General features: G+C 65.1%; 14 protein-coding genes. 3 read left to right on the top strand and 11 right to left on the bottom strand.

All coding sequences use genetic code 11. The annotated features are described in order from the left end of the window. Positions 1-3: 3 nt before the first annotated feature. The 7 genes from ICJ04_RS06380 to ICJ04_RS06350 all read right to left on the bottom strand — a co-directional run bounded on the left by ICJ04_RS06380 (position 4) and on the right by ICJ04_RS06350 (position 9,207). Positions 4-3,027 (bottom strand): TonB-dependent receptor, encoded by a 3,024-nt coding sequence (locus ICJ04_RS06380; RefSeq protein WP_188326692.1) that lies wholly within the window; start codon positions 3,025-3,027, stop codon positions 4-6. Between the two features lie 383 nt (positions 3,028-3,410). Next, positions 3,411-4,079, bottom strand: a complete 669-nt coding sequence (locus tag ICJ04_RS06375) for a rhomboid family intramembrane serine protease (RefSeq protein ID WP_188326691.1) — start codon at positions 4,077-4,079, stop codon at positions 3,411-3,413. Positions 4,080-4,171: 92 nt separating this feature from the next. Beyond that, positions 4,172-4,543, bottom strand: a complete 372-nt coding sequence (locus ICJ04_RS06370; protein WP_223203000.1) for an MGMT family protein — start codon at positions 4,541-4,543, stop codon at positions 4,172-4,174. After that, entirely contained in the window at positions 4,507-5,424 is a 918-nt protein-coding gene (locus ICJ04_RS06365) for a DMT family transporter (RefSeq protein WP_188326689.1), read from the bottom strand. Before ICJ04_RS06365 ends, ICJ04_RS06370 begins: the two co-directional genes overlap by 37 nt. A gap of 175 nt (positions 5,425-5,599) precedes the next feature. Next, the gene (gorA, locus tag ICJ04_RS06360; RefSeq protein ID WP_188326688.1) at positions 5,600-6,967 is read right to left on the bottom strand and encodes a glutathione-disulfide reductase; all 1,368 of its coding nucleotides are present in this window, start codon (positions 6,965-6,967) and stop codon (positions 5,600-5,602) included. Between the two features lie 87 nt (positions 6,968-7,054). Then, on the bottom strand, positions 7,055-8,308 hold the full coding sequence (locus ICJ04_RS06355) for a DUF418 domain-containing protein (protein ID WP_188326687.1): 1,254 nt from the start codon (positions 8,306-8,308) through the stop codon (positions 7,055-7,057). 419 nt (positions 8,309-8,727) lie between these two features. Beyond that, a complete protein-coding gene (locus tag ICJ04_RS06350; RefSeq protein ID WP_188326686.1) occupies positions 8,728-9,207 on the bottom strand; it encodes a peptidylprolyl isomerase in 480 nt (159 codons plus the stop codon). Between the two features lie 112 nt (positions 9,208-9,319). Between ICJ04_RS06350 and ICJ04_RS06345 the strand changes: the two genes are divergently transcribed. The 3 genes from ICJ04_RS06345 to ICJ04_RS06335 all read left to right on the top strand — a co-directional run bounded on the left by ICJ04_RS06345 (position 9,320) and on the right by ICJ04_RS06335 (position 12,346). Continuing rightward, positions 9,320-9,868 carry a C40 family peptidase gene (locus ICJ04_RS06345; RefSeq protein WP_188326685.1) on the top strand — a complete coding sequence of 183 codons (549 nt, stop codon included), beginning with the start codon at positions 9,320-9,322 and terminating at the stop codon, positions 9,866-9,868. A 132-nt stretch (positions 9,869-10,000) separates the two neighbouring features. Beyond that, a complete protein-coding gene (locus tag ICJ04_RS06340; protein WP_223202999.1) occupies positions 10,001-10,777 on the top strand; it encodes a C40 family peptidase in 777 nt (258 codons plus the stop codon). Positions 10,778-11,008: 231 nt separating this feature from the next. Then, entirely contained in the window at positions 11,009-12,346 is a 1,338-nt protein-coding gene (locus ICJ04_RS06335) for a sigma-54 dependent transcriptional regulator (protein ID WP_188326684.1), read from the top strand. A gap of 652 nt (positions 12,347-12,998) precedes the next feature. On the opposite strand, the gene ICJ04_RS06330 is transcribed toward ICJ04_RS06335, so the two are convergent. From ICJ04_RS06330 to ICJ04_RS06315, 4 genes are all read right to left on the bottom strand, one after another. Next, on the bottom strand, positions 12,999-14,306 hold the full coding sequence (locus ICJ04_RS06330; RefSeq protein ID WP_188326683.1) for a transporter: 1,308 nt from the start codon (positions 14,304-14,306) through the stop codon (positions 12,999-13,001). A 43-nt stretch (positions 14,307-14,349) separates the two neighbouring features. Beyond that, a complete protein-coding gene (locus ICJ04_RS06325) occupies positions 14,350-15,057 on the bottom strand; it encodes a hypothetical protein (protein ID WP_188327224.1) in 708 nt (235 codons plus the stop codon). 57 nt (positions 15,058-15,114) lie between these two features. Then, positions 15,115-15,819: a C39 family peptidase gene (locus ICJ04_RS06320; RefSeq protein WP_188326682.1), complete on the bottom strand. Its 705-nt coding sequence runs from the start codon at positions 15,817-15,819 to the stop codon at positions 15,115-15,117. Between the two features lie 142 nt (positions 15,820-15,961). After that, positions 15,962-17,488: an adhesin gene (locus ICJ04_RS06315; protein WP_188326681.1), complete on the bottom strand. Its 1,527-nt coding sequence runs from the start codon at positions 17,486-17,488 to the stop codon at positions 15,962-15,964. Position 17,489: the final 1 nt, after the last annotated feature.

Raw genomic sequence — 17,489 nt, 5'->3', positions numbered from 1 at the left:
TGCTCAGAAATCGTAAGCGGCAGTCAGGCGGACCGAGCGCGGCGCGCTGAAGTAGGTCCCCATGCCATAGGTATTGGATAGGGTATACGGTCCTTTCTCATAGGTCGCATCGGACTGCACCTGGCGGCGCTGGTTGAGGACGTTGAACACGTCCAGCCCCAGTGCCAACCGCTTCCGCGCGAACGCCGGGCGATACATCACGCCCAGGTCAAGGCGGGCGGTCCACGGCTGGCGGCCGGCATCGCCAGGACGCGACGGGCTGCCATTGCAGTAGTGGTACGACGAGCCATATCCCACCGGGTCACCCTCATCGGCACCGTAAAAGCCCAAGCAGGTTTTGGGGGCACCGGACATCACCTGCAGCGTGGCCGACGCCGTCCACTCGTCGGTGAACTGGTAAGCGCCGTATCCCTTCAACTGGTGACGACGGTCATTGGCCAGATAGCCGCCAGCATATTCCATCAGATAATACGAGTCCCAGTCCTGGGTCTTGGACACATCGCCTTGGCCGATGTCCGATTTTACCTGCCCTTCGGTGTTGCCGAAACTGCGCGACCATGTGTAATCCAGGCGCCCGTACCAGTTGCTGCGCATAGGGTGCTCGATGAACATGTCCACCGCGACATAGTCGCGCTTGGCCTTTCGCCCGTCCAGCCCCCAGTCTCCCGCACTCATGCTCACCGGCACATAGCCTGTGCCATCGCGCTTCTTGACCAGGAAGGTGTTGGTCTTGCCCGGATTGAAGATGACGCAGCCGGGGACATCCAGCGTGCTCGGGTCCACGCCCGCCGCCTTGAGTTTGTCGGCAATGCGGCCCCCATCACAGGTATCGTCGATAGCGGTCTGCAGGCGGCGGTAAGTCGCCTTGGCGCCACTGTTCCATGAGGCGCCGAAGGCCTTTTCGAACCCAACGATCAACTCATCCTGGTACTGGGAGGCCAGGTCCGAGGGCGCGACGCCGCGCGGATCGGGTGTCTGGCCATACTCGTTGTTGGACGAAACCGGGCCCGGTCCCAGAGGGTTGAGGCCGGTAGGGTTGCCGTTGGCATCAATGCCGCTGTAAGTAAAGTATTCACGGGTATAGGTCGACGCCGATGCTCCGCGGATGGCCACGCTGTTGGGCAGCGCCAGATAATACCGTCCCAGATTGGCGAACACTTTCAGCGACGCGTCGCCGGATACATCCCACGCCACACCCAGCCGCGGCGCCCATTGATTGCCGCTTTGCACGTAGGCTGTACCGGCGCTGTTGTAGTTGGTGAACTTGTCGTTGCGGAGCCCCAGGGTAAGCAGCCAATCCGGCGTCACCTGCCAGCGGTCTTCCAGGTAGTACGCCTTCTGCGCCAGCGACATGCTGGTGGTGGTGGAGAAGATATATTTCTGCACGAAGTAACCGTCACCACCCGGCGGGCGGATGCCGAAACCCGGTGAAGGCGAGGAGCCCGGGGCGATGCGGGAATAAATCCATGCATGGCCGGGACCGCTCATGGCCTGGCCTTCGTTGTTCGCATTGAAGGTCATGTTGTCGATGCCAGCGGTGAGCTCGTGGTCACCGATGCGGTACTGCAGGTCCACGCGCAGGCCGCGCGTGCTACTGCCTGCGTTGGCCGCCTTTTCATTGATCGCCGGTTGATCGTTGCGGATAGGCGAGCCCCCGGTGATGGACGGATCCTGGTTGTTGGCGCCGCTGATGAACGGGTTCGCAGAGCTAAGCGGATTCGAATCGAGATTGAGCTGTCGGCTCCGGCCCCACACCGCGCTCAGCGTCAGGTCGTCGCTGAGATAGCTGGTGAACTTGAAGATGTCATAGGTGTCTTTCAGCTTGGTGGTATTGGCGAAGGTGCCGGTGCGGCCTCCTTCGCTACCCGTCGCGTAGTCATACGCGCGAAGGTAGGCAGCATAGCGGTCCGTATTCTGGATACGCGTGTACTCCAACGTGTTGCTGTCGTTGATGTTCCAGTCGATCTTGCCGTAGAACTTCGGCGCATCGACGGCGTAATGCCCCCTCACCTGCTGAGCCGATTCAACGCTGGTGGTCGAGACGCCGCGGGATGTGGCGATCTCTCCGGCCACGTGGAAGAACAGCTTGTCCTCGATCAGCGGGCCGCTGACATACGCGCTGTGCGTTTTACGGTCGGCGGTGTCACCACGACGCGAGCGGTAAAGCGAACCGGAAAGAGTCGGATCCTGCAGCTCATAGCCTGCCCCCGGCGAATGAAGTGGGTAGCGGATGTCGCGTGGCGAGGAGGCCAGCGAACCGGGCTCCCAGGTAGTCTGGACGCCGTAGTGCCACTGGTTGGTGCCGCGCTTGCCGAGCTGGTTGATCACCCCACCGGTGGATCGGCCATAGCGGGCGCTGTAACCGCCGGTATAGGTCTCCTGCTGGTCGATGGAGCCATAAGGCAGGCTCACGCCACCGATGTTGTTGAGCGGATTGGTGGCATTGAAGCCGTTGAGGTAATAGGCATTCTCGCTGACGCTGGAACCCCCGAAGGAAAGCGCAGAGCGCGAGCCGTTGCCGAACGCGCCGCTGCCCGCCACAACGCCCGGTGCCAACAGCGCGATGGCTTCAGCACTGCGCCCCAGGGGTAGTACATCAAGCTGCTCGGAGGTGATGACCGACCGCGAAACGGTATTGGTGACATCAATCTTCGGCAGGTTGGCCGCCGTCACCGTGACCGTGTCCAGCGTATTGGCGACAGGCCCATCGAATGACACGTCGGTGCGCATGCCCACTGTCAGCTGCACGTTTTCGCGCTGCTGGACCATCTGCCCATCACGCTGCAGGGTGACCGTGTACTTGCCGACGGGCAACGAGCTGAGTGAGTATCGGCCGTTCGCATTGACCTCGGCAATGCGCTTCAGACCGCTGTCGCTCTCCACGATGATCGAGGCACCCGCAGCGCCCGGCACGCTGCCGTAAAGCGAGCCTGTGGTGCTCTGGCCTGCGGCGGTGCCCATGATCGACATCAGGGCTAATGCGATACTGCTGCGCCTCAATGCTGCGGCGTGGTTGCTGCTGCTCATGCAAGCTCCTTGTCCCAGAAGAAACAGGCCGCGGTCACCCGCCGATCTGCAACCCTGTTCTAACAAGCAGCTGAACCACACTCCTGCGACGAACGCGGATAATCATCATTCCAGCGTCCATACAGTCACTCGGTTTCGCATTCAGGCTTTTGACGTCGCGCAGGCACGACGATCGCAGCTCGGAATCCAGCCGATCACGAACCGCCCCTCAGGACGGGTAGTGACAGCGGTCCCCTGTACCCCACGATGCCAACCAGCGGAGCTGCGATCTCTAGATCGAAGACTTGATAAAAAGGGGACGGAGGGGATTAAGTCGTTTCCGGCCCCCCTGCATCGCGGGCGGGCCGGAAACGACTTAATCCCCTCCGTCCCCTTTTTCATTGTCAGACGCTGCGCAGGTGGTTGGGGCGCTTGGGTGGGCCGGGGGGGCGGCGCTTGAACGGGGGTTGGCCGCGCCAGTAACGGATCAGCAGCCAGCCGAACAGCATGCCCCCGAGGTGCGCGAAATGCGCCACTCCCGGCTGCCATCCTGTGGCACCGAGTACCAGCTCGCCGATGCCGAACAGGATCACGAACGTGCGCGCTTTCATCGGGATCGGTGGGAACAGCAGCATCACCCGCTGGTTGGGGAACAGCATGCCGTAGGCCAGCAGCAGCCCGAACACACCGCCGGATGCGCCCAGTACGGTCGCCGGGTTGTCCATCAGGCTGCCCACCAGCAGCTGGCACAGGCCGGCACCGGCCACGCACACCAGGTAATAGATCAGGAAGCGCTTCTCGCCCCAGGTCTGCTCCAACGCGGCGCCGAACATGAAAACGGCGAACATGTTGAAGAACAGGTGGCTGAAACTGCCATGCAGGAAGCCGTAGGTCAGCAGCTGCCAAGGCTGGAAATTACCGCCGGGTGAGAAGGCATCGAAGCTGCCCTGCAACGGCTGCAGCATGAACGGCGCGAACGTCGCATCGCCCAGCAGGAACGGTTGCTGCAGGAGGAACAGGATCGCATTGGCGATCAACAGCGCCTTGGTGACGGTAGGCAGTCGCGGAAGCATGGGGGTACCCTCGGGAACGGCCTCCATCATAGCGGCAGCGCCGCGGCGCGTCGGCACGCCCGGGCGAGGACAGGTTCAGCACGCGGCCAGGGTCAACCGGGCCCCCACAGCGCGGCATCCAGCGATGCGGATGGGTCGACGGCCTGCATCCGCACCCTGCCCCGCTCCACCGCCACGCCCTCGGCGCGCAGGCGCCGACTCTGCTCGCGCCAGCCTGTCGACCCTTCGGGCATGGCGATACGTCCGTCGGCACGCAGTACGCGATGCCACGGCAGCTCCGGGTCGTCATTCATGCCCAGCACGCGGGCAGTCAAGCGCGCGCGTCCTGGCAGCCCCGCACGTGCCGCGACCTGGCCGTAGCCCATCACCTGGCCGACCGGGATGGCACGGATCACCGCCAGGATGCGCTCACGCGCCTGTTCCGGCGTCAGCGCCGGAGCCGGGTCACCAGCAGCACCCCGCACAGCACCAGGACGGTGCCGGCGATCTGCGCCGGGCCCATGGGTTCGTCGAGCAGCCATAGACTCATCACGATGGTGGACACCGGCCCGAGCATACCGACCTGCGCGGCCAACGACGAGCCGATGCGTTTGACCGCCAGCATGATCGCCAGCACCGGTAGCACCGTGCAGGCCGTGGCATTGATCAGCGACAACCAGTGCACCGCGTGCGGTGCCTGCCATAGCACAGGCCACGGACGGGTCAGGCCGAAGTGCAGCAGCACCAGCGCGCAGGCCACGCAACTGGCCTGCGCGGTCAGGCGCACGGCACCGATGCGGGCCACGATCTGGCCGCTGCCGAACAGATACAAGGCATAGCTGATGGCACTGCCCAGCACCAGCAGGCTGCCGAGGATGATCTGCCCGCCCTCGCGCTGCAGATCATGGCCGAACGCCACCAGCACGCCGGCATAGCTGAGCGCCAGCGCCACCAGTTGCCAGCGGCCTGGTCGCTGTCGCGTCAGCACGACATGGATCAGCAATACCAAGGTGGGATTGAGGTACAGGATCAGCCGTTCCAAGGTCACGCTGATGTACTGCAGGCCCTGGAAGTCCAGCCAGCTGGACAGGTAGTAGCCGGTGAAGCCGAGCCACGCGATGCGTCCGCGGTCGGCCCAGGACAAGGGCGCGGCGCGGCGCGAAGACCACCAGGCCAACAGCAGAAACAGCGGCAGGGCCATCGCCATCCGCAGCGCAAGCAGCGTCGTGGCGTCCACGCCATGACGCAGACCCAGCTTGACGATGATCGCCTTGCCCGACGCGGCGATGGCGCCGATGGCTGCCAGCCCTACGCCGCCCACGGCGAGGCGGGCGGAGGACGTGGGGAAGGTCGAAGGGGTGTTCATGAGGCCGGTTATTGTCGCACGGGTTACGGGCGGGCCTGGCCTGTGGTGCTTTGGTGTGGTGGCTTGGTGTGGTGGCTTGGTGTGGTGCCCTGGTGTGGTGCCCCGGGGTAGAGCCGACTTCAGTCGGCTGGCGCTGACAGGCAGCCGACTGAAGTCGGCTCTACCAATGCCGTGCTCAGCGGTGCATCAACACGATTTCCTCGGCCGATGTGGGATGGATCGCCACCGTTGCATCGAACTGCGCCTTGGTCGCGCCCATCTTCACCGCGACCGCGAAGCCCTGCAGGATCTCGTCTGCGGCTTCACCGAGCAGGTGCACACCCACCACGCGTTCTTCCGGGCCGACGCAGACCAGCTTGAACATGCTGCGCTGGGTGCCGTCGGCCAGTGCCTGCAGCATGGGCCTGAAATTGCTGTGGTAGATGCGGACGTCGTCGAACTGCTGGCGGGCCTCTTCTTCGCCAAGACCGACTTTGCCCAGCGGTGGGTGCGAGAACACCACGCTGGGAATGTTGTCGAAATCCATCTTCGCCTGCGGCTTGCCGCCGAACAGGCGGTCCATGAGGTGGCGCGCCGTGGCGATCGCCACCGGCGTCAAGCCTTCCTTGCCGGCCAGGTCGCCCACCGCATGCACGCTGGGAACGGAGGTCGTCTGCCACTCGTCGACCCTCACTTCGCCGCGCTCGCCGATCTGCACGCCAACCTGCTCCAGCCCCATGTCCCGGGAGTTGCCACGTCGGCCGATCGCAAAGAACACCTTGTCGAACACACTGTCCAACGGGCCGTCGTGGCCCAGTACACGCACGCGATCGCCCTCGCTGTCGCGCTGGAGTTCGCGCAGCCGGTAATTGAACTGGATCCGTACCCCCTGATGGCAGAGATTATCCGCCAACTGCGCGGCGAGTTCGCCATCGAAGCGGTCCAGCAGGCGACTACCGCGCACCAGCATCGTCACTCGACTGCCCAGCGCCTGCAGCAGGCCAGCCAACTCCACGGCGATGTAGCCACCGCCGACGATGGCAACGTGGTCCGGTGCATCGCACAGGTTGAAGAAGTCGTCCGAGACGAGGCCCAGTTCCGCACCGGGAATGTCCGGGCGCTGCGGGTGAGCACCGGTGGCCAGCACGATGTGCTCGCCGCTGATGCGCACGCCATCGCTGCACTCCACCGTGTGCGTGTCCACCAGTCGCCCGCGGCGCGGCACGCGCACCACGCCCGTCTCGTCCAGCCGCTTGCGATAACTGACGTGGATGTTCTCGATATACCCCTGGCGATGGACGATCAGTTCTTTCCAGGACAACGCGGGACGCAGCGGCACGTCGAATCCCATCGCACGCGCCAAGCCGATACGGCCGGCGAGATCGGCGGCCAGCCACATCGCCTTCTTCGGCACGCAGCCGACATTGACACAGGTGCCGCCGAGCTCATCCGGCTCCAGCATCGCGACGCGCTTGCCGTACTGTGCGGCGCGGAAGGCGGCCGCCAGGCCACCGGAACCGCCGCCGAGGACAATCAGGTCGTAGTCATGGGAAGTCGTGGTCATCGGCATCGCTCGCGTCGTTACGTATCAGGGTCCTACAGGGCAAGAGCATGCCATGTCCCGCTGCGCGGCAGACGTGACGACGCCCGCTCAGCGGGCTGCCACCGTGCGGCGCATCGGCGGCAGGCGCAGGTAGGTCAGTGCGCGCCACAGCCATTCCATCGGCCCGTGGCGGAAACGCGCCAGCCATGCATGGCTGATCACTACCTGCGCGGCGAACACCGCCGATGCAAAGGGCAACTGCCAGACCCGCGGCATCTGCTCGAAGAAACCCATGCCGGGCGCGTAGAACACCCACGTGCACAGCAACGACTGCAGCAGATAGTGGGTGAGCGCCATGCGTCCTGGTGCTGCCAGCCAGCCCAGCGCGTGGCGCGCTTGCACGATCCACGCCAGGTAGCCCAGCGCCATCAGCAGGCTCGCGACCGCCGCCAGTGCATAGGACAGTCCGGTCTGTACGGTGAACTCGCCGGGCGCCAGATACGGATTCCACACTGCGCTGATCACCATCAGCAGCAGACCAAGTGGCATCGCGATCCAGCGCAGGCGTGCGTACAGCGTCGCATGGCGCTGTGGATCGGACAGTGCGCCGCTGCGCGTGAACCATGCGCCCAGCAGGAACATGCCGAAGATCTCCGGACCGGTGATCAGGATGCCGCCGACCATGTGGCGCACATCGGCCAGCCGCTGCAGGGTGCCCTGCCTCCACGTGCCATGACCGTAGGCCTGGCGCTGCGCTTCAATGATGTCCTGCGCCGTACGCAGGCTTCCTGCGCTGTCCAACGCAGTGCCGCCCTGCGCGGCCGCCCATACCAGCAGGGCGAACAACAGGGTCAAGCCGACCGCGAAGGCGTACACCAGGACGCCGGCGACGGGCAGCACCGGCACCGGCCAACGCCGTGTGCCCAGCAGCAGAAATGACAGCAGGCCGTACACCATCAGGATATCGCCGGACCACACCAGCAAGGCATGGCAGGCACCGATCAGCATCAGCACCACGCTGCGCCGCAGGTAGATCGGCGTGAACGCGCGGCCGGCCTCGTCGGCACGTCGTGCCATCACCGCGAAACCCGCACCGAACAGGAAGGAGAACAACAGGAAGAACTTGCCCTGCACCAGCACGTAGACCAGCGCGTCCGCTGCGTAATCCAGCCCTTGCCAGTGCGGGTCGATGCCGGTGAAGGAAAGATCGAGCGGCCCGCTGAACGCTTCGATGTTCATCAGCAGGATGCCGAACAGGGCCACGCCACGCAGGATGTCCATCACCGTAATGCGGTCGGCGTCCGCGAACGGCGGCAGGGAGGAAGTCGCGATGGTCACGGGGAATCCGGGAAGGCGGGGCATCATTATGCGGTGAGGGTGGATCGAACGGGTTAGACCCCCTCGCGGGCGGCTGCCTCAAAGCTACGTGCCAGAGGCCGGGCGGTGAGGCTGCGGGGGACGGCAAAAACTGCGTCCATGCGTGCCTCGTTTCGCGCCATCCATGGCGCTCAACGCCCCCGCCCAGCCCCACCGCCCGCCCCCCTGACAGGTTCCGGGGCCGCCAGCCGCGTAATAAAGAAAAAAGAAAAGCGGTAGCGCCGACCCATGGTCGGCGAGCGCAGCGGGCCGTTGGCGGGAACATTCCGCCGACCATGGGTCGGCGCTACCGATCCGCCACCCCGCCCCGCGACCCACCGCCCTGCAGCTGTTGACGTTGACGTTGACGCTAAAAAAAACGGCCCGCTTGCACGGGCCGTTCGAAACACTGCAACCACTGGCACTCAGTGCTGGTGGCCGCCGTCGCCGTGCACGTGGCCGTGCTGGACTTCTTCTTCGCTGGCTTCGCGCACGTCGATGATTTCAACGTCGAAGTGCAGATCCTTGCCGGCCATCGGGTGGTTGAGGTCGACGTCGACCACGCTCATGCCCACCTTCTGCACCGTCACCGCACGCGCACCGAAGTTCGTCTGCAGCACGACCTGCGCGCCCGGCACCAGCTTCTCTTTGCCGAAATGCTTCTTCGGCACGCGCTGGGTCAGGCCCTCGCGGCGCTCGCCGTAGGCATCGGCCGACGCAACGTCAACGCCGAAGGTGGCGCCCGCTTCCTTGTCTTCCATCGCCTTTTCCAGGCCCGGAATGATGTTGCCGTGGCCGAACAGGATGGCCAGCGGCTCACGGTCCTTGGACGATTCGATCGGCTCCTGGCCGACTTCGGAAACGGTGTAGTGGAAACGGACGACGCGGTCTTTTTCGATCTTCATGCGTAACTCTGTCTGGTAGCTGCCGAGGGCAGGCGGGAGGGGGCGGGTTGCCGCCCGACGGGTACGCCGCCATCATGGCGGCCTATCTGAGGTCGCGCATTATCCGGAGATCATGGACATGACGCCAGTTTCGCCCGGCCTGCGCCGTTTCTTTTCCCTCGCCGCGACGCTCGCCCTCTCCGCCACACTGAGTGGATGCGGTGGCGGCAAAGCGTCCCGCCCCGCCCCGCCCCCTGCCCCGTCCGTCACCCAGGTCTGGCCCAGCGTGTCGCCGGCCAACCCGCAGGTGGCCAACGCCGTGCTGATGCGCGCCATCGGTCTGGTCGGCACACCGTATCTCTACGGGGGCAACACCCCTGAGTCGGGCTTCGACTGCAGCGGCCTGGTGACATATGTCTATCGTGAAATGGTCGACCTGAAACTGCCACGCACCTCGCGCGAGCTGGCCGCCGTGCAGGGCCCGAAGATCGAACCCCAGCGCTTGGCGACGGGCGACCTGGTCTTTTTCGGCAGCCGCGGCAACGTCAGCCACGTGGGCATCTATGTCGGCGAAGGGCGCTTTGTGCATGCCCCCAGCACCGGCGGCACGGTCCGGCTGGATTCGCTGGGCGGACACTACTGGAAGGACCACTACACAGGAGCCAAACGCGTCCTCCACTAACGTGAATAGGGCAGATGACCCAAAACGTGATGGCCATCACACCCTTTCCAACGAAACTTTAACGGAATTTGTACTTATTTGACGCTTTCGCAAGGCATGATTGCCCATCGCTTCTAACCCTGTGACCGCCGAGTGACGACCGACGAACTGATGTGTGAAGGCCAGCGCGCCGTAAATTCACCTCGCCTGACCCAGCGCATCACGCGCGTCGCCCTGCTCTCGCTGACCCTTGCACTCACCAGTGCACCGGCCTGGGCACAGAGCGCACCGGTCGCCGTACCGACCGACACCGCCATCACCGCAGTGAAGGCTGCTGCCAAGGCCGAGCCGGTCGCTGCCACCCGCAGCCGCGCCGATGCCGCCGCCAGCGCCACCCTCGCCGCCCTCCTTCCCCACCTTGCCGCCAACGACAGCATTCCGCTGATGGACCGTTCGGCGATGGTCGCCGGCGACCTCAGCCGCCTTCTCGCCAACTACGACACCAGTGCCTCCGGTTCGATCGTGGTCGGTGGTGCCGAAGAGAACGGCAAGATCCAGTCCGTCCTGCGCCGCGCGATGACCCTGCTGGGCACGCCCTATCGCTGGGGCGGCAACACCCCGGACAGCGGCTTCGACTGCAGTGGCCTGGTCGGCTACGTCTTCCGCACTGCGCTGGGCATCGAACTGCCGCGCGTGTCGCGTGACATGGCCAGCGACCGCCAGAACGAACTGATTGCCGACCGTACGGCGCTGAGCGAAGGCGATCTGGTCTTCTTCGGCCGCAAGGGACGGGTGGACCACGTCGGGATCTACGTCGGCGAGGGCCGGTTCCTGCATGCGCCGAGCACCGGCAAGGACGTCCGCGTGGACACCCTGCTGACCGGCTACTGGGGTAACAAGTTCATGCAGGCACGCCGCGTCGACCTGTAACCGGTCACGCCGTACCCGCTCCGAAAGCCGCTGCCCTGCAGCGGTTTTTTTTTGCCTCCCACCTGCGAGCTGCGTGGCCGGTCCTGACCGCCGACCGCGTTCGCATGGTGTATCCCCCGGATTGGATCCAGGGGTGGCTGTGGCAGCAATGCCCGGCCGGGGGCGCGGCGTGGGGCGGCACGTACGCACTTTTTTCATCCAGGGCCGCCCCTCTACAAGGACAGGTGAGGCATGGCGGTGGTCTCTGATATCCAGGCACGTTGCGCGATCTGGTTCGGCCAGCCACTTGCGACCGAGCGGGCAGCGCTGGCGGCGGTCGGCTGGCAGGTGCGCAGCGTGGATCCCCTGCAGCCGCAGGCCGTGGGCTTGCGTGGCCGGGACCAAGTGGTTGGCGTCATCGATCTCCGGCAGATTCCCGCTCTCGCGCTGACGGCGGTGACCGAGTGGACGCAGCGGCACGATCACCTGCCGCTGCTGGCCGTGCTGCCTTCAGGGGTAAGCAGCCCTCCCCCCAGTTGGCAGCCGCTTCTTGATGCGTGCCAGGGTCACTTCAGCCTGCCGCTGGAACAGCAGGCACTGCTTGAGCAGCTTGCGCATCATCCACAGCACACCAGCACCGACGCCGACAGCCCTGCACAGCGCCTTATCGGCGACAGCCCCGCGCTGCTGGCCACCCGTGCATCGCTATTCAAATTCGCCCCGGTCGACCTGCCGGTCCTGGTGACCGGCGAAACCGGGACCGGCAAGGAGCTCGCCGCACACGCGCTGCATGCCATGTCCGCGCGCGCGGATCATCGGTTCATGGCCGTCAACTGTGGCGCGATCCCGGCCAACCTGGTGCAGTCGGAACTGTTCGGCCACGAGCGCGGCGCGTTCACCGGCGCGGCGCAGCGACGTCTGGGCCTGTTCGAAAGCGCGAGCGGTGGCACGGTGTTCCTCGACGAGGTTGGCGACCTGCCTCTGGATGCGCAGACCAGCCTGTTGCGCGTGCTGCAGGAAGGCACCATCGAGCGCGTGGGCAGCAGCCAGCCGTTGCGGGTGGATGTGCGTGTGCTGGCGGCCACCCATGTCGATCTGGAGCAGGCCGTCGCCCAAGGACGCTTCCGCCGCGATCTGTTCTACCGCCTCAACGTGCTGCGGCTGGCCATGCCGGCCTTGCGTGAGCGCAGCGGGGATGTGCTGGTGCTGGCGGAGCATTTCCTGCGCCAGTTCCGTGCACGCCACCCCGGCCGTGCACGGGGCTTCAGCAGTTGCGCGCGGCAGGCCATGCAACGCTTCGACTGGCCGGGCAACGTGCGCGAGCTGCTCAACCGGGTTCAACGTGCGGCGATCGTGGCCGACGGTGAGCTGATCGAGCCGTCGGATCTGGATCTGGTTGCGACCCTGCCGGCGGCTGCGCGTGCGCTGCTGCAGAGCGCACGCGAGCAGGTGGAGCGCGATCTGCTGGTGCAGGCGTTGCGCGAGAATGAGTTCAACGTCTCTGCCTGCGCACGGCACATGCAGGTATCGCGGGTGACGGTGTATCGGCTGTGCCGCAAGCACCAGGTGGAGTTGCCCGCGATACGGTGAATCCATGTCTGTCGTCGCCGGTAGCGCCGAGCCGTGTTCGGCGGGAGAACAAAAGCGCCGCGCTGCGCGCTCGCCGACCCTGGGTCGGCGCTACCGGGATCCGTGGGGACTCAACGCACGCGGTTGGTAGCGCCGAGCCGTGCTCGGCGGGAGAACAAAAGCGCCGCGCTGCGCGCTCGCCGACCCTGGGTCGGCGCTACCGGGATCCGTGGGGACTCAACGCACGCGGTTGGTAGCGCCGAGCCGTGCTCGGCGGGAGAACAAAAGCGCCGCGCTGCGCGCTCGCCGACCCTGGGTCGGCGCTACCGGGATCCGTGGGGACTCAACGCACGCGGTTGGTAGCGCCGAGCCGTGCTCGGCGGGAGAACAAAAGCGCCGCGCTGCGCGCTCGCCGACCATGGGTCGGCGCTACCGGGATCCGTGGGGACTCAACGCACGCGGTTGGTAGCGCCGAGCCGTGCTCGGCGGGAGAACAAAGGCGCCGCGCTGCGCGCTCGCCGACCCTGGGTCGGCGTTACCGGGATCCGTCCCATTCAACGCACGCGGTTGGTAGCGCCGAGCCGTGCTCGGCGGGAGAACAAAAGCGCCGCGCCGCGCGCTCGCCGACCCTGGGTCGGCGCTACCGGGATCCGTGCCCATTCAACGCACGCGGTTACAGCATGTACGGCACCTTGAAGGCCAGGCTGAAGTCGGGCGCGTCCGGGGTGAGGCCGATGCCCAGCAGGCTGACCAGGGTGGTCTTCTGGTTCAGTGCATAGGTAACGCCCAGGTTGAATGTCGCGGCATTCGCATCACTGCCGATCACCTTCATCCACTGCCCGTTGCTGTACCGCGTGGACGCACGCGCACTGAGCTTGTCGCTGAAGGAAATGCTCAGGCTGGTACGCTCGTTGAACGCAAACGCCACGCCGGCGCCGAAGTAGTACGAGCCCCCCAGCTTCACATCCCCGGGATTGACCGTATCCGGATTACCGTCGATGTCATCGAAACTCTGTTTGAATGAGTGGATGTAGCCCGCATTCGCGAACAGGATCGCCGGGTCTGCCGTCTTGACGATGGACAGGCCGATGTTGGCTTGCCATACCCCGTTACCGGTGGGCTGGTCCTTGGGCACGGCGAACCGGATGTAGTCATCGTCATCGCGTTCCAGCACCGTCCAGTCCACGCCGTACGGCGCGCGCCCGGTGGGGGCGGTGACGCCGGCAGTCAGCACGGTCTCGGGCCGCCAGCCGCGTTCGCCGAACACCTTATAGTTGGCCCCCAGACTGACGTCGCCGATCCCGTTGCCGGTCGTCTCTTCTTCGGCGATCGCCGCAGCGGAGCCCCCTGCGCCCCCCTTCTGGTACACGGTCTTGCGTGCAATCCATGGAACATCCATGTTGACCGTCAGGGTAGGACTGATGCCCCAGCGTGCCGCCAGGTTGTAAGTGATCGAATCGGATTCGACGTTCTCGATGCCGATGTTGCCCAGGAAAATCGCGTCCAGTGCAAGGAAGCCATTCAAGGTCAACTGCTTTCGGTCATACCGTGCATAGGTAATGCTGTTTTCCACCGTGAACCGACGCGAGAACAATGCGGCCTGCTGCTGCTTCACATCATCCACGCTGCGTCGGGCGGCCTGTTTTGCCTGCTGTGCTTCGGCTGCAGAGCTGGCGTACCCCTCGCCACCGCCCACTGAAGCAGGGGGTTGGTCAGGCAGGGGGGGCGGAGCGGGCGGGCCCGCCGTGGCGACCGAGGCTTTGCCCGACAGGCGCGCCTGCATGGCCTGCACCTGCATGTCGAGCTCGCGCAGCCGGCGCACTTCCTGCGCGTAATTGGCTTTCAGTGATTCCAGTTGAGCCATCAGAGCCTGCACGTCAGCGTGTTCGCCTGACGTCGCCTGTGCGTGGACCGTGGCGGTACTTCCGATGTAGACCAGCGCCGCCAGCGCCAGTGGGGTGAAGCGGTGTGTGGTGTGCATGTCCCTTTTCCGGTGAGTGCCATTCCCCCTTTGCCCGACCGATCTATTGGCCCGGCCCGATCCCGCGCGTCAGTGCCATTGCCTGCGCGATGTTCTGCGTCAACGGGGTGTTGCTGGCCAGGTTCTGCCGGACCAGTTCAATCTGCAGGCGATTGCCCACCTGTTGGCCATCGCCGGCCAGGGCGATGCTCTGCCCTACGCTGCCGTTGCGGATCCACTGCTGCACTTCGCCGACGCCGTCCAGCTGCAGCAGCAGGCGCGCCTGGTTGTTGTCGAAGGACGCCGTAGCACGCGCTCCGCCCTGCTGGGCGCTCGCCGTGCCGACCTCACTGCCGGTCATGGCCGGTACCTCACCATCGCGCAGGGTCAGCGAGGTGACATTGCGCGCGACATTGCCATCACCGGCCACCTGCACGCTCTGCACCAGCCCGGATGCGTTGGCCAGACCACTGCTGTCCACGCTGGCGATGCTGCCGCCCTGCGGCAGCGGCGCGTCAACGGCGGTGATGCTGACGCTGGGGGTGAAGCTCACTTTCGGCGTCCTGCCCTGGCGGAAGTCCATGCCCAGCGTCAGCGCGCCCTGCATGGCGGTGCCGTTGGCGGCCTGCCACTGCGAGACCATGGTGACGCCGAACCAGGCCACGTTGTTGCCGCCGACCGTGTAGCGCCCGCGCATCAGGTTGAGTTCCGGATCGGGTATTTCGGTCAATCCATTGCCACGCGGTTGCTCGGCCAGTACCGCAGCGGGCATCAACCCCAGCAGCGCGGTGGCCAGTAGCAGAAGACGGGTATCCATGGCGGTTCTCCTTCAGAACAGGTCGGCGTGGCTGAAGCCGAAGTCGACCAGCTCGGCATCGGTGATCGGCCCTTGCCGCGCGTACAGTGCGCGGGCGCTGGGTCGTTCGTTGGGTTGCAGCAGTACGCTGTTGCGATCGAAGTCACTGCCGATGACGATGAAAACGGCACGCGACGGCCATGCTTCAAGAAATTCAGCCAAGGGCAGGCTGCGGTTGCCAAGGATCGGGTCGGCGACTTCGACGATGTCGCCGCGCACCTGCTTCATCACCACGAAATGGCGGAAGCCACGCACATCCATCAGCACCAGGCCGGGCACGCGCAGGTTGCGCAGTCGGGCCTCATCAACGCGGTAGCCGCGGCCCCGCATGCCCATTGATTCGACATAACGCTTGATATCCAGCAACGAGAAGCCGCGATCACGTACCAGCTGTTGATCGGACACCCCCATCATTCCTTCAATCACCGTCGCTTCGTCGGCATCCAGGTGATAGGCGTACTTGAGGATGGTTGCCAGCGCCGCAGCGCCGCAGCTGTAGTCCGTGTGCTGTCGCACCAGGTTGCGGAAACGCCGTTCCTGCATGCTCTCCACGCGTTGTTCGATCAGTGCGCCATTGGGCAGCACGCCACTGAACCTCACTTCGCCGGCCCGCGCCGCAACGGCGCTGCTCGACACGACCACGCCCAGCAGCAGGCTTGCGATCCAGGACACGTGCATTGCAACGGCTCCTTCCAAGAAAGGAGCCCCTGCCCCAAAGGGGGAGATGGAACAGGGGCTCCCGGGGAGCCCGGTCATTGGCGGATGACCGGGTTTGTTGCGCTCAACGCAGTCAGCCTGCGAAAGCGGTCACGCCTGGTCGTTACTCGCCGCCGCCGCCGCCCGGTGCCGGACCGGTCGAGGGCTGTGCGACGGCCAAGGCCAGGCTGTTGGCCTGCAGGTTGCCGCTGCCGGAGGCCACGTTCACGCCGATGTTGCCCGACGCGTTGGAGAACGCACTGCCGTTGAGGCCAGCGGTGTTGGTGGCATTGACTGCCACCCAGCGCGAGGTGCGGACGGTGCCGCTCAGGCTGGCATACAGGTCAGCCACGCCCAGTTCGACGAACTGGCTGGTGCCTTCCTCATCGGTGTCGAACGCGATGCCACCGACGCCGTCACGGTACGGGTTGTCGGTTGCGTTCTGGATTTCGTCATCCAGGTCGATGTGCCCGGTGGGGTTGCCACTGGCGTGCGGCAGTGCGCCGCTCCAGCTGTCCAGGTAATAGTTGTCCTGCTGGTAGGCGTTGCCGGTTCCCTGATAGGTGCCAGCACCGATAGCAAGCGTGGCGCCGGCCACACGACCACGCAGGCTGACTTCAGTGGTGTCACTGAAGCGCTGCACGTAACCGGCGTTGGTCACCGAGTTGCCGCTGGATACCTGGTTGGAGGAAATGCTCGACTGCGCCATGGCGGCGGTCGCTACGGAAGCGGCAAGCGCGTTCTTCTGCGCGTTGTTGTTGCCCGACGCGACGTTGACACCGATGTTGCCCGAAGCCCCCGAGAACGCATTGCCACCCAGGCCGGCCGCGTTGGTCACGCCTTCGTTCATGGTGGTGTTGCCGCCCACACCCTGGTTGACGAACACCTCGGCATCGGCCATGCCGAAGCTGAAGGAGGCATCGGCCGCGGAAAGCGAAGCGGCGTTGTCCTGCGCGTTGTTGTCACCAGCGGCGACGTTGAAGCCCAGGTTGCCCGAGGCACCCGAGGCGACGTCGTCGGAGATGGTGGCGGTGTTGTCCAGCATTTCGTTGGACGCATCGTTGGCGCTGATGGTCTGGCGGTTGTCGATGACGGCGATGGCGGCCGAATCGAGATCGATGGCACCGGTGATCTCCGGATCGCCGGAGAAGTTGATGTCCGAGCTCAGGCGCAGGTCCTTCTCCAGGTTCACGTCCACGCCGTGGTTGTTCTTTTCCTTGCGCTCATCGGCGGAGATGTTGCTGGTCTCGTTGACCGTGACATCGCGGGTGTGGTCCACGTCGGAGAAATCGACGTTGGACCGGTTGGTGGCGGTATTGGTCGTGGTGCTGCTGTAGCGCACGTTCGACGTGGTGTTGGCCGTGTTGTTGGTGGTGCTGGTGTTGTTGGTGGTATTGGTGTTGCGCGTGGTGTTGCGCACCAGGTTGCGGCTGTCGTTCAGCGTGTAGTTGTCGTTGTCGGTATCGGTGTTGGTGTTGCTGGTCACGTTGTTGCGGGTGACGTTGCGGGTATCGTTCAACGTCCAGTTTTCATTGACGTTGTGGTTGTGGTTGATGTTCGCGCTCTGGTTCTGGTTGTCAGCTGCAGAGGCGGTTGCCACGACGCCTGCAATGGCCATGGCGAGTACAGTCCCTTTTACGATCGCTTTCATG

It is taken from the genome of Stenotrophomonas sp. 169 (genome assembly GCF_014621775.1).
GTDB lineage: Bacteria > Pseudomonadota > Gammaproteobacteria > Xanthomonadales > Xanthomonadaceae > Stenotrophomonas.
The sequence above is the reverse complement of the archived record's forward strand: the minus strand, read 5'-3'. Positions and strand labels throughout refer to the sequence as shown.